Origin of the sequence: Pseudomonas sp. HN2-3 (genome assembly GCF_020691745.1) — a bacterium.
GTDB lineage: Bacteria > Pseudomonadota > Gammaproteobacteria > Pseudomonadales > Pseudomonadaceae > Aquipseudomonas > Aquipseudomonas capeferrum.
Window position 1 is genome coordinate 355,894 of the sequence record NZ_CP085704.1, and the last position, 21,426, is coordinate 377,319.

A 21,426-nucleotide genomic window follows, 5' to 3' on the forward strand; every position below is an offset into this window, starting at 1 on the left:
TCCGATATTTAATGGCGAGGGCCGACACTTTTCTTTATCGTGTGCGCCCTCTGCAACAACCTGAGATAGACCCCATGCTTGAAGCCTCCCTGAATCAAATCGAGCAACTGGTCAGCGACCTGATGCATAAAAACGCTCAACTCACCGAGCAGAACACCACCCTCGGCCAGCAACTGGCCCAGGCCAAGGAAGAAAACGAAACCCTGCAGCTGTCGCTGATGGAGCAGGAAGAAAAGAACGGCGCCACTGCCGCGCGCATCCAGGCGCTGGTTGATCGCGCCAGTGCGGGTGTCGTCAACGCATGAGCCTGAATGCGCAGCCGGTCAATGTCGTGTCGATCCTTGGCAGCGACTATTCGATCAAGGCGCCTGAAGGTCAGGAAGAAACCTTGGCGCAGGCGGTGCGAATGCTCAACACCGCCTTGGCCGAGACCAAGCGTTCGTACCCGACCTTGATCGGCGACAAACTGCTGGTGCTGGCTGCCCTGAACCTGTGCTCCAAGCAGGTTGAGCTGCAGAAGGAGCATCAGCAGACGCTTGCGCGCACCCAGGCGCAGATCGACGCTACGGTGGACGCGATCGTTCGGACTATTGCCGAGTCCTGATGGGCACCTGGGGCCGCACAGCGGCCCCAAGGTCCCCAAGCAATGTCCCAGATCACTGGAATAACTGGATACGTAAGTGTATACACTTCCCGCAAAACAATAATTGGCGGGGAGCAAGGGCATGCGTATCTGGCGGCGAAGCATCCAGTGGCAATTGATCGCAAGCATGGGCGCGGCCCTGCTGGCGAGCATCCTGGTAGTGGTGATCATCTTCACGGTGGCGTTCAACCGCCTGACCGAACGCTACCTGGTCGACACGGCGCTGCCGGCCAGTGTCGAAGCCATCCGTAACGACATCGAGCGCATGCTCGGCCAGCCGCTGGTGGCTGCGGCCGACATTGCCGGCAACACCCTGCTGCGCGACTGGCTTGCTGCGGGCGAAGACCCTGCGCAAGCACCGCGCTTCATCGAATACCTCGACGCCGCCAAACAGCGCAACAAGGCCTTCACCACATTGTTCGCCGCTACCGAAACCGGCCATTACTACAACGAGAATGGCCTGGACCGCACCCTCAGCCGTGCCAACCCCAAGGACAAGTGGTTCTACGGCTACATCGACAGTGGCGCCGAGCGCCTGATCAATATCGACATCGACGGTGCCACCGGCGAGCTGGCGCTGTTCATCGACTATCGCGTGGAAAAGGACGGCAAGCTGGTTGGCGTCGCCGGCATGGGCCTGCGCATGGCCGAGCTGTCGAAACTGATCCATGACTTCAGCTTTGGCGAGCACGGCAAGGTGTTTCTGGTGCGCAACGATGGGTTGATCCAGGTGCACCCGGACAACGCCTTCAGCGGCAAGCGCCAGCTGGTCGATCAGCTCGATGCGCACGCCGCCAAGGCGGTGATGAATGGTGAGCCGGGCCTGCGCACCAGCCGCTTCCAGCGCGATGGCGAAGATTATCTGGCGTTGGGCCTGCCACTGCGCGACCTGAACTGGACTTTGGTCGCCGAGGTGCCGGAGGCCGAGATCTACGCGCAGATGCGTCAGGCGGTATGGCTGACCACGTTGATCGGTGGCGGCGTGGCGCTGCTGTCATTGTTGCTGGTGGTGTTGCTGGCACGTGGGCTGGTGCGGCCTATCCGCCGGGTCACTGCCGCGCTGGTGCAGATCGGCAGTGGCGCCGGTGACCTCAGCCATCGCCTGGATGATTCGCGCCAGGACGAGCTGGGTGACCTGGCGCGGGGCTTCAATCGTTTTGTCGACAGCCAGCGCGGGTTGATCGGCGAGGTGCTGCGTACCACCGAACGGCTGCACCTGGCCGTCGAGCAGGTGACCCAGGTGGTGGACAACACCGCCGAACGTTCCGGACGGCAGCAGGAAATGACCGAGATGGTGGCCACCGCTGTGCACGAAATGGGGCTGACGGTGCAGGACATTGCCCGCAATGCCGGTGATGCGGCGCAGGCCTCGCAGTCGGCGCGTGATGAGGCCTTGCAGGCGCGTGAAGTGGTGCGCCGTTCGATTCAGGGCATCGAGGGTATGTCGGGGGATATCGGCAAGGCGGCGGATGCGGTGGAGCAGTTGGCCGACGAAGTCGCCTCGATCGATGAAGTTCTAGCAGTGATCCGTAGTATTTCCGAGCAAACCAACCTGTTGGCGCTGAATGCGGCCATCGAGGCTGCGCGGGCAGGGGAAATGGGGCGCGGCTTTGCCGTGGTGGCCGACGAAGTGCGAACGCTGGCGCGGCGCACGCAGCTGTCTACCGATGAAGTGCAGCAGATGATCCAACGCCTGAAGCAGGGCGCGGGTTCGGCGGTGAGCTCGATGCAGGCGGGGCAGCAGGCGACCGGCAGTGGCGTGGAATCGAGCCAGCGCACCGGGGCGTCACTGGGGGCGATTACCGATCAGGTGGAACATATCAGTGACATGAACCATCAGGTGGCCACCGCGACTGAAGAGCAGTCGGCGGTAACTGAGGAGATCAACCGCACGGTGCAGGGGATTTCCGACCTGGCGCGGGAGACGGCGGCTGAGGTGCAAGGGTGCCGTGAGGAGTGCCAGGCTTTGCGTGGTTTGGCCGATGACCTGGCGCGGCAGATGGGTGGGTTCAGGCTCTAGATCGGTGTTGGCTTCTTCGCGGGGCAAGCCCGCTCCCACAAGTACAGCGCTGTGGGAGCGGGCTTGCCCCGCGAATGCGGCCTGTCAGGCGGTGATGATGCTGCGAATATCCGCCGCCAGCTCACGCACCCGTTCCTCTTCGGTGTCCCACGAGCACATGAACCGCGCCCCGCCGCTACCAATAAAGGTGTAGAAGCGCCAGCCCTTGCCGCGCAACGCCTCGATCGCAGGCTCTGGCATCTGCAGGAACACCCCGTTGGCCTCCACCGGGAACATCAGCTCAACCCCCGGCAAGTCACTCACCAGCGAGGCCAGCAACTGTGCGCAGTGGTTGGCGTGGTTGCCATGGCGCAGCCAGGCGCCGTCTTCCAGCAGCCCGACCCAGGGCGCTGACAAGAAGCGCATCTTCGAGGCCAGTTGCCCGGCCTGCTTGCAGCGGTAGTCGAAGTCCTCGGCCAGGTCGCGATTGAAGAACAGGATCGCCTCACCCACCGCCATGCCGTTCTTGGTGCCGCCAAAGCACAGCACATCGACGCCGGCCTTCCAGGTCAGCTCTGCCGGGCTGCAACCGAGGAACGCGCAGGCATTGGTAAAGCGCGCGCCATCCATGTGCAGGTTCAGGCCCAGCTCCTTGCAGGTGGCGCTGATCGCCTTGAGCTCATCGGGGCGGTACACGGTGCCCACTTCGGTGGCCTGGGTGATGGTCACCACGCGTGGCTTGGGGTAGTGGATGTCCTGGCGCTTGAGGGCGACCTCACGAATCGATTGCGGGGTCAGCTTGCCGTTGACGCTGGCCGCCGTCAGCAGCTTGGAGCCGTTGGAGAAAAACTCTGGCGCGCCGCATTCGTCGGTCTCGACGTGGGCGGTCTCGGAGCAGATCACGCTGTGGTAGCTCTGGCACAGCGAGGCCAGGGCCAAGGAGTTGGCGGCGGTGCCGTTGAAGGCGAAGAACACTTCGCAGTCAGTTTCGAACAGCTCGCGAAAGTACTGGGCGGCCCGCTCGGTCCACTGGTCGTCGCCATAGGCGCGGTCGTGGCCCATGTTGGCCTTGGCCATGGCGGCCCAGGCTTCGGGGCAGATGCCGGAATAGTTGTCGCTGGCGAATTGTTGGCTCTTATCTGTCATGACACGGTCCTGTGAACGACGCAGAACTGCACTCTAAACCATCGATTCAGCAGTTGCCTATACAACCTGCTTTCAGTCGGATCTGTGTCGGCCTCTTCGCGGGGCAAGCCCGCTTCCACAATAGTCCTGCATACAGCAATCAATGTGGGAGCGGGCTTGCCCCGCGAAGCGGCCGGCAACAGCAACACAAAGCCAATGTCGTAAACGCGCCATTGCAAGGCGTGCGCAGGCATCTGACCCACCCCGGCCAGTCATACCATCGCCACAAAGGGCCACAGTGCCTTACAGACAAGAAACGATCGCTGCCGGGAGACAACAAGATGTTCAGCAAGCAAGACCAGATCCAGGGTTACGACGACGCACTGCTGGCGGCGATGAATGCCGAAGAACAGCGCCAGGAAGATCACATCGAGCTGATCGCCTCGGAGAACTACACCAGCAAGCGCGTCATGCAGGCCCAGGGCAGCGGCCTGACCAACAAATACGCCGAAGGCTACCCAGGCAAGCGCTACTACGGCGGCTGCGAGCACGTCGACAAAGTCGAAGCGCTGGCCATCGAGCGCGCCAAGCAGCTGTTCGGTGCCGACTTCGCCAACGTCCAGCCGCACTCTGGCTCTTCCGCCAACGGCGCGGTGTACCTGGCCCTGCTGCAGGCCGGTGACACCATCCTGGGCATGAGCCTGGCCCACGGCGGCCACCTGACCCACGGCGCCAAGGTGTCGTCTTCGGGCAAGCTGTATAACGCTGTGCAGTACGGCATCAACACCGACACCGGCCTGATCGACTACGACGAAGTCGAGCGCCTGGCGGTCGAGCACAAGCCAAAGATGATCGTTGCCGGCTTCTCGGCCTACTCCAAGACCCTCGACTTCCCACGCTTCCGCGCCATCGCCGACAAGGTCGGTGCGCTGCTGTTCGTCGACATGGCCCACGTCGCCGGCCTGGTTGCCGCTGGCCTGTACCCCAACCCGCTGCCGTACGCCGACGTGGTCACCACCACCACCCACAAGACCCTGCGCGGTCCACGTGGCGGCCTGATCCTGGCCAAGTCCAACGAAGCGATCGAGAAGAAGCTCAACGCTGCCGTATTCCCAGGCGCCCAGGGTGGCCCGCTGATGCACGTCATCGCCGCCAAGGCCGTGTGCTTCAAGGAAGCGCTGGAGCCTGAGTTCAAGCGCTACCAGCAGCAGGTCATCGAAAACGCCCAGGCCATGGCCCAGGTGTTCATCGACCGCGGCTACGACGTGGTGTCCGGCGGCACCGACAACCACCTGTTCCTGGTCAGCCTGATCCGCCAGGGCCTCACCGGTAAAGATGCCGACGCCGCCCTGGGCCGCGCGCACATCACCGTCAACAAGAACGCCGTGCCCAACGACCCGCAGTCGCCGTTCGTCACCTCGGGCCTGCGCATCGGCACCCCGGCTGTCACCACCCGCGGCTTCAAAGTCGCCCAGTGTGTGGCCCTGGCTGGCTGGATCTGCGACATCCTCGACAACCTCGGTGATGCCGACGTTGAAGCCGATGTGGCGAAGAACGTCGCCGCCCTGTGCGCAGACTTCCCTGTTTACCGCTGAGTGGAGTAAACGACCATGCAACGCTACTCGGGCTTCGGCCTTTTCAAGCACTCCCTCAGCCACCACGAAAACTGGCAGCGCATGTGGCGCACGCCGACCCCTAAAAAGGTCTACGACGTGGTCATCGTCGGCGGTGGCGGCCATGGTCTGGCCACGGCCTACTACCTGGCCAAGGAACACGGCATCACCAACGTCGCGGTGATCGAGAAAGGTTACCTGGGCGGCGGCAACACCGCCCGTAACACCACCATCGTGCGGTCCAACTACCTGTGGGACGAGTCGGCGCAGCTGTACGAGCACGCCATGAAACTGTGGGAAGGCCTGTCCCAGGACATCAACTACAACGTGATGTTCTCTCAGCGCGGCGTCTACAACCTGTGCCACACCCTGCAGGACATTCGCGACTCCGAGCGCCGCGTCAGTGCCAACCGCCTCAACGGTGTCGATGGCGAACTGCTGAACACCGCCCAGGTCGCAGCCGAAATCCCGTACCTGGACTGCTCCAAGAACACCCGCTACCCGATCCTCGGCGCTACCGTTCAGCGCCGTGGTGGCGTCGCCCGTCACGACGCCGTGGCCTGGGGTTACGCCCGTGCCGCCGATGCCCTGGGCGTCGACCTGATCCAGCAGACCGAAGTGATCGGTTTCCGCAAGGAAAACGGCGCTGTCATCGGCGTGGAAACCAACAAAGGCTTCATCGGCGCCAAGCGCGTCGGTGTGGTCACTGCCGGTAACTCCGGGCACATGGCCAAGCTGGCCGGCTTCCGCCTGCCGCTGGAATCGCACCCGCTGCAAGCACTGGTGTCCGAGCCGATCAAACCAATCATCGACAGCGTGATCATGTCCAACGCGGTGCACGGCTACATCAGCCAGTCCGACAAGGGCGACCTGGTGATCGGCGCCGGTATCGACGGCTGGGTCGGCTACGGCCAGCGCGGTTCGTACCCGGTGATCGAGCACACCCTGCAGGCGATCGTCGAGATGTTCCCCAACCTCTCGCGCGTACGCATGAACCGCCAGTGGGGCGGCATCGTCGACACCTCGCCGGACGCCTGCCCGATCATCTCCAAGACCCCGGTCAAGAACATGTTCTTCAACTGCGGCTGGGGCACCGGCGGCTTCAAGGCGACCCCGGGTTCGGGCAACGTCTTTGCCGCAAGCCTGGCCAAAGGCGAGATGCACCCGCTGGCTGCGCCGTTCTCCATGGACCGTTTCTACAACGGCGCACTGATCGACGAACACGGCGCCGCCGCCGTCGCCCACTAACCGGAGACACCGTCATGTTGCATATTTTCTGTCCCCACTGCGGCGAGCTGCGCTCCGAAGAAGAGTTCCACGCCTCCGGCCAGGCGCACATCGCCCGCCCGCTGGACCCTGCCGCCTGCTCCGACGAAGAGTGGGGCACCTACATGTTCTTCCGCGACAACCCGCGCGGTATTCACCATGAACTATGGGACCACGTTGCCGGCTGCCGTCAGTACTTCAACGTCACCCGCGACACCGTGACCTACGAGATTCTGGAAACCTACAAGATTGGCGAGAAGCCGCAGGTGACCGCCAACGGCAAGCAGAACAGCGCACCGTCGACCGTCAAAGGCCAAGGGGAAAAAGTATGAGCCAGACCTATCGCCTCGCCAGCGGCGGCCGTATCGACCGCAGCAAGGTCCTGAACTTCACCTTCAACGGCAAGACCTACCAGGGTTATGCCGGTGACAGCCTGGCCGCCGCGCTGCTGGCCAACGGCGTCGATATCGTCGGCCGCAGCTTCAAGTACTCGCGCCCGCGCGGCATCATCGCCGCCGGTACCGAAGAGCCGAACGCCATCCTGCAGATCGGCTCCAGCGAAGCCACCCAGATCCCTAACGTGCGTGCCACCCAGCAGGCGCTGTACGCCGGCCTGGTCGCCACCAGCACCAACGGCTGGCCGAACGTCAACAATGACGTCATGGGCATCCTCGGCAAGGTCGGCGGCAGCATGATGCCGCCGGGCTTCTACTACAAAACCTTCATGTACCCGAAATCGTTCTGGATGACTTACGAGAAGTACATCCGCAAGGCGGCAGGCCTTGGCCGTGCACCGCTGCAGAACGACCCGGACAGCTACGACTACATGAACCAGCACTGCGACGTGCTGATCGTCGGTGCCGGCCCTGCTGGCCTGGCTGCCGCCCTGGCCGCTGCCCGCAGCGGTGCGCGGGTGATCCTCGCCGACGAGCAGGAAGAGTTCGGTGGCAGCCTGCTCGACAGCCGCGAGACCCTCGACGGCAAGCCTGCCGCCGAGTGGGTGAGCAGCATCGTCAAAGAGCTGGAAAGCCTGCCGGAAGTGACCCTGCTGCCACGCGCCACGGTCAACGGCTACCACGACCACAACTTCCTGACCATCCACGAGCGCCTCACCGACCACCTCGGTGACCGCGCCCCGATCGGCCAGGTGCGTCACCGCGTGCACCGTGTGCGTGCCGGCCGTGTGGTACTGGCCGCTGGCGCACACGAGCGCCCGCTGGTGTACGGCAACAACGACGTGCCGGGCAACATGCTGGCCGGTGCTGTCTCCACCTACGTGCGCCGCTACGGCGTGGCCCCGGGCCGCAAGCTGGTGCTGTCGACCAACAACGACCACGCCTACCGCGCCGCGCTGGACTGGCACGACGCTGGCCTGCAAGTGGTCGCCATCGCCGACGCCCGCCACAACCCGCGCGGTTCGCTGGTCGAGGAAGCACGTGCCAAGGGCATCCGCATCCTCACCTCCAGCGCCGTGGTCGAGGCCAAGGGCAGCAAGCACGTGACCGGCGCCCGCGTGGCCGCCATCGACGTGCAGGCACATAAAGTCACCAGCCCTGGCGAAACCCTTGAGTGCGACCTGATCGCTACCTCCGGCGGCTACAGCCCGATCGTCCACCTGGCTTCGCACCTGGGCGGTCGCCCGGTATGGCGTGAAGACATCCTCGGCTTCGTGCCGGGTGATGCACCGCAGAAACGCGTGTGCGTCGGCGGTATCCACGGCATCTATGCCCTCGGTGATGTGATTGCCGATGGCTTCGAAGGCGGCGTGCGCGCAGCCACCGAAGCCGGCTTCAAGGCCACTGCCGGCACCCTGCCGAAAACCGTGGCACGCAAGGAAGAGGCCACCGTGGCGCTGTTCCAGGTGCCGCACGACAAGGGCACCAAGGGGCCGAAGCAGTTCGTCGACCAGCAGAACGACGTGACCGCCGCCGGTATCGAACTGGCCACCCGTGAAGGCTTCGAGTCGGTCGAGCACGTCAAGCGCTACACCGCGCTGGGCTTCGGTACCGACCAGGGCAAGCTGGGCAACATCAACGGCCTGGCCATCGCCGCCCGTTCGATCGGCATCACCATTCCGGAAATGGGCACCACCATGTTCCGCCCGAACTACACGCCGGTGACCTTCGGTGCGGTAGCGGGCCGGCACTGTGGCCACCTGTTCGAGCCTGTGCGCTTCACCGCCCTGCATGGCTGGCACGTGAAGAACGGCGCCGAGTTCGAAGACGTCGGCCAGTGGAAGCGCCCGTGGTACTTCCCCAAAGCCGGTGAAGACATCCACGCCGCCGTGGCCCGCGAGTGCAAGGCTGTGCGCGACAGCGTGGGCCTGCTCGACGCCTCGACCCTGGGCAAGATCGACATCCAGGGCCCGGATGCACGCGAGTTCCTCAACCGCATCTACAGCAACGCCTGGACCAAGCTCGACGTGGGCAAGGCCCGTTACGGCCTGATGTGCAAGGAAGACGGTATGGTCTTCGACGACGGCGTCACCGCCTGCGTTGGCGACAACCACTTCTACATGACCACCACTACCGGCGGCGCCGCCCGTGTGCTGCAGTGGCTGGAGCTGTACCACCAGACCGAATGGCCAGAGATGAAGGTGTACTTCACCTCGGTCACCGACCACTGGGCGACCATGACCCTGTCCGGCCCCAACAGCCGCAAGCTGCTGAGCGCGCTGACCGACGACATCGACCTGGACAAGGACGCCTTCCCGTTCATGACCTGGAAGGAAGGCACTGTTGGCGGCGTACCGGCCCGGGTGTTCCGTATCTCGTTCACCGGTGAGCTGTCGTACGAAGTCAACGTGCAGGCCAACTACGCCATGGGCGTACTGGAAAAGATCATCGAGGCAGGCAAGCAATACAACCTGACCCCGTATGGCACCGAGACCATGCACGTACTGCGTGCCGAGAAGGGCTTCATCATCGTTGGCCAGGACACGGACGGCTCGATGAACCCGGACGACCTCAACATGAGCTGGTGCGTGGGCCGCAACAAGCCGTTCTCGTGGATCGGCCTGCGTGGCATGAACCGCGAAGACTGCCTGCGCGACAACCGCAAGCAACTGGTCGGCCTCAAGCCTGTGGACCCGACCCAGTGGCTGCCGGAAGGTGCTCAGCTGGTGTTCGACCCCAAGCAACCGATCCCGATGGACATGGTCGGCCACGTTACCTCCAGCTACGCAGCCAACTCCCTGGGCTATTCGTTCGCCATGGGTGTGGTCAAGGGCGGCCTCAAGCGCATGGGCGAGCGTGTGTTCTCGCCGCAGGCCGACGGCAGCGTGATCGAGGCGGAGATCGTGTCTTCGGTGTTCTTCGATCCGAAGGGTGAGCGGCAGAACGTCTAAGGCCCACCGGTAGGCCTGAATTGGAATGCAAACCTTGTGGGAGCGGGCTTGCCCCGCGAGTGCGCTGGTGGCCTCACCGCCCTCTTCGCGGGACAAGCCCGCTCCCACTGGGCCCCCATTAGCATTCGGGCATTGCATCTGACCTCTGGTCTTACGGACAACAGAATTCAAGGCAGGTAAGAAATGAGCGCTATCAACGTCTTCCAGCAAAACCCCGGCGCCGAAGCCAAGGCCCAGTCGCCGCTGCACCACGCCGACCTGGCCAGCCTGGTTGGCAAGGGCCGCAAGAACGCAGGTGTGACCCTGCGTGAAAAGAAATTCCTCGGCCACCTGACCCTGCGCGGCGACGGCCATGATCCGGCCTTTGCCGCAGGCGTGCACAAGGCCTTGGGCCTGGAGCTGCCGGTCGCCCTGACCGTGGTCGCCAACAACGAGATGTCGCTGCAGTGGATGGGCCCCGACGAGTGGCTACTGATCGTCCCGGGCGGCCAGGAGTTCGCCGTCGAGCAAAAACTGCGCGCGGCCCTCGAAGGCCTGCACATCCAGGTGGTCAACGTCAGCGGTGGGCAGAGCCTGCTGGAACTGCGCGGCCCGAATGTGCGCGAAGTGCTGATGAAGTCCACCAGCTATGATGTGCACCCGAACAACTTCCCGGTGGGCAAGGCTGTCGGCACCGTATTCGCCAAGTCGCAACTGGTGATCCGCCGCACCGCCGAAGACACCTGGGAACTGGTGATTCGCCGCAGCTTTGCCGATTACTGGTGGCTGTGGCTGCAGGACGCTTCGGCCGAATACGGTCTGAGCATCGAAGCCTAAGGAGAAAGACATGAGTCGGGCACCGGATACCTGGATTCTCACCGCCGACTGCCCGAGCATGCTCGGTACCGTCGACGTGGTGACGCGTTACCTCTTCGAGCAGCGCTGCTACGTGACGGAGCACCACTCCTTCGATGACCGGCAGTCGGGGCGCTTCTTCATTCGCGTCGAATTCCGCCAGCCGGACGATTTTGACGAGGTCGGCTTTCGTGCCGGCCTCGCCGAGCGCAGTGAAGCGTTCGGCATGGCCTTCGAGCTGACCGCGCCCAACCACCGCCCCAAGGTGGTGATCATGGTGTCCAAGGCCGACCACTGCCTGAACGACCTGCTGTATCGCCAGCGCATTGGCCAACTGAGCATGGACGTGGTCGCGGTGGTGTCCAACCACCCCGACCTGGAGCCACTGGCGCACTGGCACAAGATCCCCTATTACCACTTTGCACTCGACCCCAACGACAAGGCTGGGCAAGAGCGCAAGGTGTTGCAGGTGATCGAGGCGTCCGGCGCTGAGCTGGTCATCCTTGCCCGCTACATGCAGGTGCTGTCGCCCGAGCTGTGCCGACGCCTGGATGGCTGGGCGATCAATATTCACCACTCGCTGTTGCCAGGGTTCAAGGGCGCCAAGCCTTACCACCAGGCGTACAACAAAGGCGTGAAGATGGTCGGCGCCACAGCGCACTACATCAACAACGACCTCGACGAAGGGCCGATCATTGCCCAGGGCGTTGAAGTGGTGGACCACAGCCATTACCCCGAGGACCTGATTGCCAAGGGACGGGATATCGAATGCCTGACGCTGGCGCGGGCGGTGGGGTACCACATTGAACGACGGGTGTTCCTGAACGCCAACAGGACTGTCGTTTTGTAGTGGCGTCGGGTTCAATCGCCGGCAAGCCGGCGATTGCACTTGTCAGCCAGGGCATTCAGCGCTTGTCAGCGATGATTTGCCAGACGAACCAGTCTTTGTCGACCCATAGATGGGCAATCCTGAAGTAGGCAGTGTACGCCTCACCCTTGTACTCGAACTTTTCATTATTGGCCAAGGTGGCCATCGTTTTCATGGCGTTCGCGTCGTGGACATATTCCCATGTGTCCGACGCTCGCAAGTGCAGTGCCACGTTTGAAAGTGGCGGCTCGCCAATATTCAAAGGCTGGCTTTTGCTGCTGCTGCGTCCAGGGCTCATGGTGGTCACCAGGGTAACCGTTTCAGGGACGATGATCCGTTGTACGGGAGCGATCGTATAGCGTGTTGCATGTTCGTCCGTCCAAGCGACCTGAATTTCATCATCGGTGCGTATTTGCAGCGCCAGTTCGGTATTCGGATAACAAACACCTTCATCGGTCTTCACGACAATTTTCATAGAATGCTACTCCAAGCTATAGGGGGAGCCGCCAGCCCGTGGGCATTCCGCTTACCGTTTCAGGCATGCGAATGGGCAGCAGTGACTTTCGTCCCAACGCAATGGCTGCACAACTGGCAGAAATGCCAGGTGGCCCCGCTGAAACCGCTTGGCATGACTGTAAAAAATGACTTGCAGCTGCTGGCAAGTCGGCGCTTGTTGGCTGACAGCTTGCCTGCGAAGGGCTCCCTCAATGCGCCTGCCGTAAAAAGGCATCTCTCTGTCGTTTCCAGTCAGCGCCGTCATGCCCATCAAGCCCACAATTCCAGCATTCCAGTAACACATGCCGCCCATGGATGGCGGCGCTTCAACCAACGCTGCATAAATAAAAACCAAGCGAGGTAAGAGCATGTCTGGCAATCGTGGAGTGGTATATCTCGGCGCCGGCAAGGTCGAAGTACGCAATATCGACTACCCGAAAATGCAGGACCCGCGTGGCAAGAAGATCGAGCACGGCGTGATCCTCAAGGTGGTCTCCACCAACATCTGCGGCTCCGACCAGCACATGGTCCGCGGCCGCACCACTGCCCAGGTCGGCCTGGTGCTGGGCCACGAAATCACCGGTGAAATCGTCGAGTTGGGCCGTGACGTCGAACGCCTGAAAAAGGGCGACCTGGTGTCGGTACCGTTCAACGTCGCCTGCGGCCGCTGCCGCTCGTGCAAAGAGATGCACACCGGCGTCTGCCTCACCGTCAACCCGGCCCGCGCCGGTGGCGCCTACGGCTATGTCGACATGGGCGACTGGACCGGCGGCCAGGCTGAATACGTGCTGGTGCCGTACGCTGACTTCAACCTGCTGAAACTGCCGGATCGCGACAAGGCCATGGAAAAGATCCGTGACCTGACCTGCCTCTCCGACATTCTGCCGACTGGCTACCACGGTGCTGTGACGGCCGGCGTTGGCCCAGGCAGTACCGTTTACGTTGCCGGTGCCGGCCCGGTCGGCCTGGCTGCAGCTGCCTCGGCCCGCCTGCTGGGCGCTGCCTGCGTCATCGTCGGCGACCTCAACCCATTGCGCCTGGCACACGCCAAGTCGCAGGGCTTCGAAGTGGTCGACCTGTCCAAGGACACCCCGCTGCACGAGCAGATCGTCGATATCCTCGGTGAGCCGGAAGTGGACTGCGCCGTTGACGCCGTCGGCTTCGAGGCGCGCGGCCATGGCCACGAAGGTGCCAAGCACGAAGCCCCGGCTACTGTGCTGAACTCGCTGATGCAAGTGACCCGCGTTGCCGGCAACATCGGTATCCCAGGGCTGTACGTGACCGAAGACCCGGGCGCGGTAGATGCCGCTGCCAAGATCGGCGCGCTGAGCATCCGCTTTGGCCTGGGCTGGGCGAAATCGCACAGCTTCCACACCGGCCAGACCCCCACCATGAAGTACAACCGCCAGCTGATGCAGGCGATCATGTGGGATCGCATCAATATTGCTGAAGTGGTTGGCGTGCAGGTGATCAGCCTGGATCAGGCGCCGGAAGGGTATGGCGAGTTTGATGCGGGTGTGCCGAAGAAGTTTGTGATTGATCCGCACAAGACGTTTAGTGCGGCGTGAAGGATATAAACGAAGCCCCGTGCCTGGGGCTTCGTTTACCGGCAGGCCAGTTAGAGCTGCGGCCGAATAGGTTTATAGTCTTTTCGGATCTGCACTGAATGGTCGTTCAGATCGTGTAGCTGATCATGGCGTCTTTCTCCAGCCTTGAGCATAAAGGAATTTTGACGCTCCAAAATATTGATTTGAATGTTGAGCCTGCGTTGGTCGATATTTTCAAACAGCTTGGGCGCGGCTTGAAGGCTTTCGATTTCACTCAGGTTGCTAGCGAATTTTCCATAGTCATCCCCGACAAGAAACAGGTACGTGCCATTCCGTTGTTCGATTGAATGAAGATGAGTGCGAGTCAATGTGTAGGTGGCAGTTTTAGGTGGTAAACTCAAATTCGCTGTGTTGCCACTTTGGTTGAAAATTTCTTGATTGTTGAGCCGTTGTTTTTTTGGCATTGTGCTGAAAATTTCAATTTTTCTTCTGGATACTGAAGTAATTCCTTGAATTGTGACGTGGCCGGTAGGGTCGGTATAGTTCAAAGGGTCTCCCTGGCAGTAGGCGAAAGGGTTCATGCCGCCTTCGTCGAAAGGGCTGAGATTGTCAGGTGCAAGAAAGCGCATGAGCTCGGGGCTGTAGAGCCGATAGCCGTTACCCAGTAGATAGCCTAGGGTTTGGGGCTCGATACGCTCACCATTGAAACCGAGCGAGTGACGACGGGGGAGCAGGGCGGGGGCGTGTCCATAAGCTGAATAGCTATGCGCGGCTTCGTCACTTTCGCTTTGCACCTGTAGAACAGAGCCTTTGTCATCGGTTGCCAGTAGCGCGTTACCTGACATTTCACCCGTCTGCTGCTCGGCCAGTGGCATCTCCGCGCTGCGGAAGATGGCGCGATGATGTTTACCCTGCTTCACGGTAACGAGCCTACTGTCTTGGTAGAAGAAGCGCGAATTGTTCAATGATCTATTCATTAATCTGTCCTTTGTCGTGCTGGATTAATTTTTGGTTCATGGGTCCATTTTGAACATCTCCAAGAGCCGCTACCATACTGCCCCAGTTTGCTCGGCAACCATGGGCATGCACGACCGATGTGCGGGAGTGGCCTTACCGGCGATGAGGCTAGTTCAGACAGCAACTGGTTATAGCCCCATGTTAGGAGGCGCAGGCGTCTGTGTAGTTGACGACCTCAGCGCTTCAACTGTGGTATTCAGTTCTTTCCGTCTTGTCTTATAAAATATGTCGGTGGGAGCCTGCAGAGGCGCCCTGCTGTCGTAAAATGCCTGCTCGTTCATGGTTAACCCCGACGCTCTTGAGTTTCTCTCTTTCCTAGACAGTGGTTGAACTTTTGAAGTTTTGGCGAGAGGGGCTGCAGGGGTCGGTCGATTCGCATCAAAATTATTACTTATAACTGTGTATATCGTCTTGGATGGAGGCTGGGGCGCATCTAATAAATTCAGTCTGTCTTCATGTTTGGCAATGTGCTTTTGAGCATTTTTTATTATTTTGTTTGCGTGTTCGTATCTAGCTAACATTCCAGGTTTCACGGGATTATTATCCCCGAGTGGGTCGTAAGCGAACCTTTTTGCCTGTGCAATTATTTCTCTGTAGTCAGTAATTCGGTTAGTAGAGTTTTCTGTCACGGAGGCTGAAGATAGACGCCTGAAAAAATGTGGAATACCAAAGTGTCCGCTAGGGTCGGCATTGTTCACAGGGTCGCCAGAGCAATAGGCGTAGGCATTTATACCACCCTTTTCAAAGGGGCTAAGGCTGTCCGGCGAATAGAATCGCATCAGGTTGGGCTTGTAAAGACGGTAGCCATTACCGAGTAGATAGTGTCCATCCCCTGTGGGATGCTGGCCGTTAAATTTCACTATGGAGCGCGCGTTAGCGTTGGCTACGTCGTGCCCATAAGCCGTGTATACCAGTGTGCCTGTGTCTGCCTCGCGACATTCACTGAGTACTGAGCCACTTTGGTCTGTAGACAGCAGGGCAGTGCCTGCTTCTAAGTGAGTGTTACGTTCCGCGAGTGTTACTTCGCCGGTACGGAAGATCGCGCACTGTTGCTCACCTTGGTTGACGGTGATGAGATTTCCGTTCTGGTAGAAGAACTGTGTAGCGTTCGCCTGGTTTTTCATGAAGCTCTCCTGTTATCACTCACTGCTGCTGATGGGGCTAACACAGGATATTGGTCAGGAGTGGAGCGGCCGGCTACTGGCAAAAATGATAGGTATGCGGAAATTGCCTACGTGGCTACGGGTCATTTCCTGCTTACTCTTTGAATCAGCAGGAAATACCCTACGCAGTCTGTCGAATCGCGTCTGATTGCCCATGGAACCCTCGCCCTCTAGGCTCACCGGGTCGCTGTAAGGTTCAGCGATCGGGTGTGGAAACCCGGGTAATCACAAGGCCGCCTCATGGCGGTTGTACGCGGGAGGCCTTAAGGCCTGCCGGGGTTTCCTTGTGACCTGGTTTTCCACCCCGCGTACAACTGCCACCCTAACGTGTGGAAACGGATGGGAGCAGTTCAATTGCACAAGGAACTGCCATGAAAAAAATCGTCCCCGATCCACCCCGTCTCAAACTGTTCAACACCCTCTATTCCTCCATCCACCCCGACCTGCTCCCGCTCGACGCCTTGTCTGTCGCCAGCGAGATGCTGCTGGGTATCTCAGAAACCGTCGACGAGTACCGCCGCATCCATACCGGTGAGCCGGGCCTGCACATGCTGGCCAATGCGGTCCATTCCGCCGATACCGCACACGCATTGATCGAGCACGCGCTGGCGCGTATGTGAAGGAGGGCGTAGTGCGATGAGCGACGATAGACAAGCAAACGTTACGGTTGGCGCCAAGACCTTCTGCGAGGCTGGTGAACAGCCCAGCCATCTGTTCCGGGTGATGCCTGGTGTGCCGTTCGAGCATGCCTATGAGCAGGTTTCGGTACTGCTGGGGTACATCAAGCACCTGGTGCGCGAAGGGGATATGGAGGATGACCATAAGCTGCTCGGTGCTGCGGATTACCTGAGTGCGTTTGCCAAGGCGATCATGGATGACATCGAGCTTGCTCGGAACAGAAGGCACTGACTGGGCCAGTCTGTTAGCGGGGGCCGCTGCGCGGCCCTTCGCGGGGCAAGCCCGCTCCCACAGGATCCCGATCTGCGGCCTGGAACAAACCTTCAATCTCTCAGTCGAATGCCTCGTTTCCCAGGCCATTCCGGCCTACGAGGTCCCTCCCGATGAAAGCTCTCACCCTGGCAACCCTGGCAACCCTGGCAACCCTGATGACCCTGGCCGCAAGCCCGGTGTTCGCCTTCAACCTCAGCGACGCCGCCAACGCCGTGTCGGCCATGCAGAACCAGAAACAGCAGGGCCAGGTGCAGGCGCCCGAGGCGCAGGCCAATTTGCTCAACACTTTGGGCAGCGAACTGAACATCACCCCGGAGCAGGCCGTGGGCGGGGCAGGGGCGATGCTGGGGCTGGCGCGCAATAACCTGAGCGCTGACGATTACGGCCAACTGACCAAAGCGGTGCCTGGGCTGGACCTGCTGTCGGGCGCCAATGCGCTGGGCGGGTTGAGTGGGCTGGGTGAAATGCTGGGCAAGAACAGCGATAGCCACTCGGCGCTGAGCAATGCGCTGGGTAACAACGTCGAGAACCGCGGCGACCTGGACAGTGCGTTCAAGGCGCTTGGGATGGACACCGGCATGATCGGGCAGTTTGCGCCGCTGATTCTGCAATACCTGGGGCAGCAGGGGATTGCCGGGTCGTTGCTGCAGAATTTGGGTAGCCTGTGGACTAACCCTACCCCCTTGGCCCAGCCGTCGGTGTGAACAGAAGGCGCTGAATGGTCCTCATGTAGCCTACCCTTTTAGCGTCTGATAGACCGGAGCTGTGAGGCCGTATTGTACAGCCGATGGTTTATTGCGACTCGGCCCAAATCCACGGAGTTGATAACAGCCTCAACGGCTACGAGCGTTTCACCGAATTCAGCGTAATCATTACCACGCGGACCGGCGGCCTGTGCTTCATCAGCAACCATCGCCTGCTGTGTAAGCTTTAGTCGAAGTTCTTTGGCCTCAGCTTCTCTCAGTGGCGTTGTCGTATCATGATGTCCCAAGTTGAGATTCAATGTGCGCTGATTTTCCTTAGGGGTTTTGCTGTAGGGGGGGATTGTCTCATCTTGTTGAAGCTTTTTTGCTGTAGCCCAGGTGTAATCAGGCGGCCTTCTTTCAGCCAAACCTGGCGCGGGTCGTCTTTGGCCAGCCGTGATCTTTGCGGTTAGCGCAGTAGGCTTTCGAGATGTGACGGAGTGTATGCCCGGAAACCGGTATGTCGTCGGTGCCAGCCCTGTAGGGTCTACAAGATTCGCTGGGTCCCCTGCGCAGTAGGCATAGGCATTCAGACCACCGTTATCAAAGGGACTAAGCACGTCCGGTGAGTAGAACCGCATCAACCTGGGAGAAAATGCACGGTGGCCCTTGCCCAAAGGGTAATGGTGAGTAAGAGGGTCGAGGTACTCGCCGTTGAAGCCCAGCAGCACCTCCGGGAGATCGCAGTTCGTCCATCCATAAACGGTGTAGGCGCGGGTATTCGATGAGGTATTCATGCTCATGGCCTTTAGCACTCCTGAGGTGCTAAAAGCCTGCAGTCGTGTCGGCGATCGAGCAACTGGCAGAATTACCAGGTCATTCTTTCTGATTCCCCTGCTTCTGAAAAATCCACCAAGCGCACCGGGCGGCGGAAGCCAGCCGTCAGCACCGCCAGATACGCCAGCCCCAACGCAAACCAGCACAGCCCAATCACCAACGTCAGCGCCGACAAGCTGGTCCACAGCCACAAGGTCAAGCTCAACCCCACCAACGGCACCGCGCCATAGCACAGCAAGCCTTTGAGGTTGCGCTGCGCGCTGTCGTTCATCAGGTGCGTTTTCACCACCGCCAGGTTCACCGCCGAAAACGCCACCAGCGCGCCAAAGCTGATCAACGAGGCGAGGGTGGCCAGGTCGATCACCAGCGCCAGCAACGAGAACGCCGACACCAGCAGGATGGCGAACACTGGCGTGCCGAAGCGTGGCGACAGATACCCGAATGTGCGCTGTGGCAGCACTTTGTCACGTCCCATGGTGAACAGGATGCGCGACACCGCCGCCTGCGAGGCCAGCGCCGAACCCAGGCTGCCGGCAACGAACGCAGCCGTGAAGAAGTTGGCCAGGAACTGCCCGCCCGCCTTGAGCATCACCTCGTTCGCCGCCGCATCGGCATTGACGAAGGTGCTGCCCGGGAACACCAGCTGGCTGACGTAGGCCAGTACGGTGAACAGCACGCCGGCAAACAGCGTGGTCAGGATGATCGCCCGTGGCACGTCGCGGCGGGCGTCGCGGCATTCTTCGGCCAGGGTCGAGACAGCATCGAAACCGAGGAACGACAGGCACAGTACCGCAGCACCGGCCATCAACGGGCCAAAACCAGGCTGGGTGCCGTCACCCATCAGCGGTGACAGCAAGTCCACCGGCTGGCCGGCCAGGGTCTGGCAAGACAGCCCCACGAACACCCCGATGAACACGATCTGCGCGCCGACGATGAGGTTGCTGGCCTTGGCCACCGAGTGGATACCGATCACGTTGAGCACGGTCACCAGCGCGACCGAGGCAAGGATCAGGGACCAGGCTGGGATGGCGGGGAAGGCGATGTTGAGGAACAGGCCGATGAGCAGGTAGTTGATCATCGGGATGAACAGGTAATCGAGAAGCAGCGACCAGCCGGCGAGAAAGCCCACGTTAGGGCCAAAGGCCATGTTGGTGTAGGAGTACGCCGAACCCGCGACCGGGAAGCGCTTGACCATGTAGCTGTAAGACGTGGCGGTAAACGACATGGCCAGCAACGTGACCAGGTAGGCGCCAGCGGTGCGGCCACCGGTGAGCTCGGTGACGATGCCGTAGGTGGTGAAGATGGTCAGCGGGACCATGTAGACAAGGCCGAAAAACACCAGGGCGGGCAGGCCGAGGACACGGCGGAGCTGGGCGGGGGCGGAGCTAGGTTGGTTGGCCATTGATCGATCCAGGCATTTTTTGTAATTGTGCTTTGATCGATTTTTATCCACTTATGGGGATGATGACAAAGAAGTAATCCTTATGCTGATTATTAGCCAGGCTTTTAATCGAGTTTATCTGGGGGGGCGTCTTCGCGGGGCAAGCCCGCTCCCACAGGCCGACCACTGATTGGACTGCCCCCAAGAAGTTGGACAAAAAATCCAACCCTTGGGGGGACCGATGGGCAAATACACAGAGCAGTTCAAACTCACAGCCATCTCAGCCTACCTAGATGGTAGCGATGGCTTCCGAAAAGTAGCCCAGCGTTTCGGTATCGACGTCAGTCTGCTGCGCCGGTGGGTCTCCAGCTATCAGAGCAAGTCCAGCCTTAGTCCGCGCTCGCACGGGCAGCGCTATGACGACGACTTCAAGCGCCAAGTGCTGAGCCACATGCACGAGCATCGTCTCTCTCTTCGCCAAACCGCTGCGCATTTTGGCCTCGGCCAGTCCTCGCAGATAGGCAACTGGCAGCGGCAGTACTACAGTGGTAGCCCTGTAGCCCCTGTCATCCGCCAGAAAAAGCCGATTAAAGTGTTGAAGAAGATTAAACCAGCAAAGCCCACAGATACCGACGATTCGCAAAAGCCCAGAGACCAGCTGATGGCTGAGCTTGAGTATCTGCGCATGGAGAACGCTGTCCTAAAGGAGCTCAAGGCTCTGCGCGAGGAAAAGGAACGAATACCGGCGAAAAAGTCCTGATCGTTTCCAAACTCAAACGTAGATTCCCTTTGCCTGACCTGCTGCGGCTGATCGGACTGGCTCGCAGCACTTTTTACTACCAGGTACAGAGCCAACAGAAGCCGGATAAATACGCGGAGCTTAAAGAGAGAATTCGGCAGGTCTATCACAAAGAGAAGGGGCGTTACGGGTATCGGCGCGTTGCACTAGCAATCAGAAAAGAGGGGCCGCTAGTCAACAAGAAGGTCGTTGAGAAACTGATGACTGGGCTGGGTCTGAAGTCACTGGTGCGACCCAAGAAATATCGGTCGTACCGAGGTACTGTCGGCAAGATAGCGATGAATCTGCTGGAGCGTAATTTCGTCGCCCAGCGCCCCAACCAGAAATGGGTGAGTGACGTAACCGAGTTCAAGGTGGCGCAACAGAAGCTCTATCTTTCGCCTGTGATGGATTTGTATAACGGGGAAATCATCGCCTACGAGACGGCCAGTCGCCCACAGTACAGCCTGGTTGGGAACATGCTCGACAAGGCACTCAAGACCCTGGGGGAGAAGCCGAAACTCGTGCTCCACACCGATCAGGGGTGGCAGTACCAGCAGGCTCAGTATCGCCAGAAACTGCGCAGTTGTGGAGTGAAGCAGAGCATGTCTCGTAAAGGCAATTGCCTAGATAATGCAGCTATGGAAAGCTTCTTCGGCACGCTCAAGTCAGAATTTTTCTACCTCAAGCGGTTTGAGAATGTTGATGAATTGAAAGCGGGCTTGGATGAGTACATCCACTACTACAACCATGACCGCATCAAGCTGAGGCTCAATGGCCTGAGCCCTGTCGAGTACAGGACCCAGGCGGCAGCATAGAACTGTCCAACTTTTTGGGGGCAGTCCAGACCGTGGGAGCGGGCTTGCCCCGCGAAGAGGCC

Annotated in this window: 20 protein-coding genes; 14 read left to right on the top strand and 6 right to left on the bottom strand. The window is 60.4% G+C overall.

What is annotated here, in order from left to right:
- Window positions 1–74 precede the first annotated feature (74 nt).
- From LJX93_RS01560 to LJX93_RS01570, 3 genes are all read left to right on the top strand, one after another.
- Window positions 75–305, top strand: coding sequence for a hypothetical protein (locus LJX93_RS01560; protein WP_033703149.1), 231 nt, complete (start codon window positions 75–77; stop codon window positions 303–305).
- On the top strand, window positions 302–604 hold the full coding sequence (locus LJX93_RS01565) for a cell division protein ZapA (RefSeq protein WP_033703147.1): 303 nt from the start codon (window positions 302–304) through the stop codon (window positions 602–604). Before LJX93_RS01560 ends, LJX93_RS01565 begins: the two co-directional genes overlap by 4 nt.
- Before the next feature lie 121 nt (window positions 605–725).
- On the top strand, window positions 726–2,663 hold the full coding sequence (locus LJX93_RS01570) for a methyl-accepting chemotaxis protein (RefSeq protein WP_227696685.1): 1,938 nt from the start codon (window positions 726–728) through the stop codon (window positions 2,661–2,663).
- Between the two features lie 84 nt (window positions 2,664–2,747).
- Here LJX93_RS01570 and LJX93_RS01575 read toward each other — a convergent pair whose 3' ends face one another.
- On the bottom strand, window positions 2,748–3,788 hold the full coding sequence (locus LJX93_RS01575) for a low specificity L-threonine aldolase (protein WP_033703145.1): 1,041 nt from the start codon (window positions 3,786–3,788) through the stop codon (window positions 2,748–2,750).
- 320 nt (window positions 3,789–4,108) lie between these two features.
- Between LJX93_RS01575 and LJX93_RS01580 the strand changes: the two genes are divergently transcribed.
- The 6 genes from LJX93_RS01580 to purU all read left to right on the top strand — a co-directional run bounded on the left by LJX93_RS01580 (window position 4,109) and on the right by purU (window position 11,676).
- Window positions 4,109–5,362, top strand: coding sequence for a serine hydroxymethyltransferase (locus LJX93_RS01580; protein ID WP_047582966.1), 1,254 nt, complete (start codon window positions 4,109–4,111; stop codon window positions 5,360–5,362).
- Between the two features lie 15 nt (window positions 5,363–5,377).
- Window positions 5,378–6,628 carry a sarcosine oxidase subunit beta family protein gene (locus LJX93_RS01585; protein ID WP_008089646.1) on the top strand — a complete coding sequence of 417 codons (1,251 nt, stop codon included), beginning with the start codon at window positions 5,378–5,380 and terminating at the stop codon, window positions 6,626–6,628.
- A gap of 14 nt (window positions 6,629–6,642) precedes the next feature.
- Window positions 6,643–6,978: a sarcosine oxidase subunit delta gene (locus LJX93_RS01590; protein WP_027594307.1), complete on the top strand. Its 336-nt coding sequence runs from the start codon at window positions 6,643–6,645 to the stop codon at window positions 6,976–6,978.
- Window positions 6,975–9,992 carry a sarcosine oxidase subunit alpha gene (locus LJX93_RS01595; RefSeq protein ID WP_033703143.1) on the top strand — a complete coding sequence of 1,006 codons (3,018 nt, stop codon included), beginning with the start codon at window positions 6,975–6,977 and terminating at the stop codon, window positions 9,990–9,992. The genes LJX93_RS01590 and LJX93_RS01595 overlap by 4 nt, the downstream gene beginning before the upstream one ends.
- Window positions 9,993–10,175: 183 nt before the next feature.
- The gene (locus tag LJX93_RS01600) at window positions 10,176–10,808 is read left to right on the top strand and encodes a sarcosine oxidase subunit gamma (RefSeq protein ID WP_033703142.1); all 633 of its coding nucleotides are present in this window, start codon (window positions 10,176–10,178) and stop codon (window positions 10,806–10,808) included.
- Between the two features lie 10 nt (window positions 10,809–10,818).
- The gene (gene purU / locus LJX93_RS01605) at window positions 10,819–11,676 is read left to right on the top strand and encodes a formyltetrahydrofolate deformylase (RefSeq protein ID WP_033703141.1); all 858 of its coding nucleotides are present in this window, start codon (window positions 10,819–10,821) and stop codon (window positions 11,674–11,676) included.
- 55 nt (window positions 11,677–11,731) lie between these two features.
- Here the strand turns inward: purU and LJX93_RS01610 are convergent, their stop codons facing one another.
- Window positions 11,732–12,169, bottom strand: coding sequence for a hypothetical protein (locus LJX93_RS01610; protein ID WP_033703140.1), 438 nt, complete (start codon window positions 12,167–12,169; stop codon window positions 11,732–11,734).
- A 388-nt stretch (window positions 12,170–12,557) separates the two neighbouring features.
- Here LJX93_RS01610 and fdhA point away from each other — a divergent pair, with 388 nt between their 5' ends.
- On the top strand, window positions 12,558–13,757 hold the full coding sequence (gene fdhA / locus LJX93_RS01615; RefSeq protein WP_033703138.1) for a formaldehyde dehydrogenase, glutathione-independent: 1,200 nt from the start codon (window positions 12,558–12,560) through the stop codon (window positions 13,755–13,757).
- 50 nt (window positions 13,758–13,807) lie between these two features.
- Here fdhA and LJX93_RS01620 read toward each other — a convergent pair whose 3' ends face one another.
- Window positions 13,808–14,713: an RHS repeat-associated core domain-containing protein gene (locus LJX93_RS01620; protein ID WP_227696686.1), complete on the bottom strand. Its 906-nt coding sequence runs from the start codon at window positions 14,711–14,713 to the stop codon at window positions 13,808–13,810.
- A gap of 168 nt (window positions 14,714–14,881) precedes the next feature.
- Window positions 14,882–15,877, bottom strand: a complete 996-nt coding sequence (locus LJX93_RS01625) for an RHS repeat-associated core domain-containing protein (protein ID WP_227696687.1) — start codon at window positions 15,875–15,877, stop codon at window positions 14,882–14,884.
- A gap of 410 nt (window positions 15,878–16,287) precedes the next feature.
- On the opposite strand from LJX93_RS01625, the gene LJX93_RS01630 reads away from it, so the two are divergent.
- The 3 genes from LJX93_RS01630 to LJX93_RS01640 all read left to right on the top strand — a co-directional run bounded on the left by LJX93_RS01630 (window position 16,288) and on the right by LJX93_RS01640 (window position 17,571).
- A complete protein-coding gene (locus LJX93_RS01630) occupies window positions 16,288–16,536 on the top strand; it encodes a hypothetical protein (RefSeq protein ID WP_227696689.1) in 249 nt (82 codons plus the stop codon).
- 16 nt (window positions 16,537–16,552) lie between these two features.
- A complete protein-coding gene (locus LJX93_RS01635) occupies window positions 16,553–16,825 on the top strand; it encodes a DUF3077 domain-containing protein (protein WP_033703134.1) in 273 nt (90 codons plus the stop codon).
- 152 nt (window positions 16,826–16,977) lie between these two features.
- Entirely contained in the window at window positions 16,978–17,571 is a 594-nt protein-coding gene (locus tag LJX93_RS01640) for a DUF2780 domain-containing protein (RefSeq protein WP_227696690.1), read from the top strand.
- A gap of 38 nt (window positions 17,572–17,609) precedes the next feature.
- Here LJX93_RS01640 and LJX93_RS27405 read toward each other — a convergent pair whose 3' ends face one another.
- Window positions 17,610–18,353: an RHS repeat-associated core domain-containing protein gene (locus LJX93_RS27405; protein WP_077068767.1), complete on the bottom strand. Its 744-nt coding sequence runs from the start codon at window positions 18,351–18,353 to the stop codon at window positions 17,610–17,612.
- Between the two features lie 65 nt (window positions 18,354–18,418).
- Window positions 18,419–19,789, bottom strand: coding sequence for an APC family permease (locus LJX93_RS01650; RefSeq protein ID WP_095065439.1), 1,371 nt, complete (start codon window positions 19,787–19,789; stop codon window positions 18,419–18,421).
- A 220-nt stretch (window positions 19,790–20,009) separates the two neighbouring features.
- On the opposite strand from LJX93_RS01650, the gene LJX93_RS01655 reads away from it, so the two are divergent.
- Window positions 20,010–21,364, top strand: a protein-coding gene (locus tag LJX93_RS01655; protein WP_156056779.1) for an IS3 family transposase whose coding sequence is annotated in 2 segments (ribosomal slippage) — window positions 20,010–20,480 and window positions 20,483–21,364 — 1,353 coding nt in all. Because the reading frame shifts where the segments join, the coding sequence is not laid out codon by codon here.
- Window positions 21,365–21,426 lie beyond the last annotated feature (62 nt).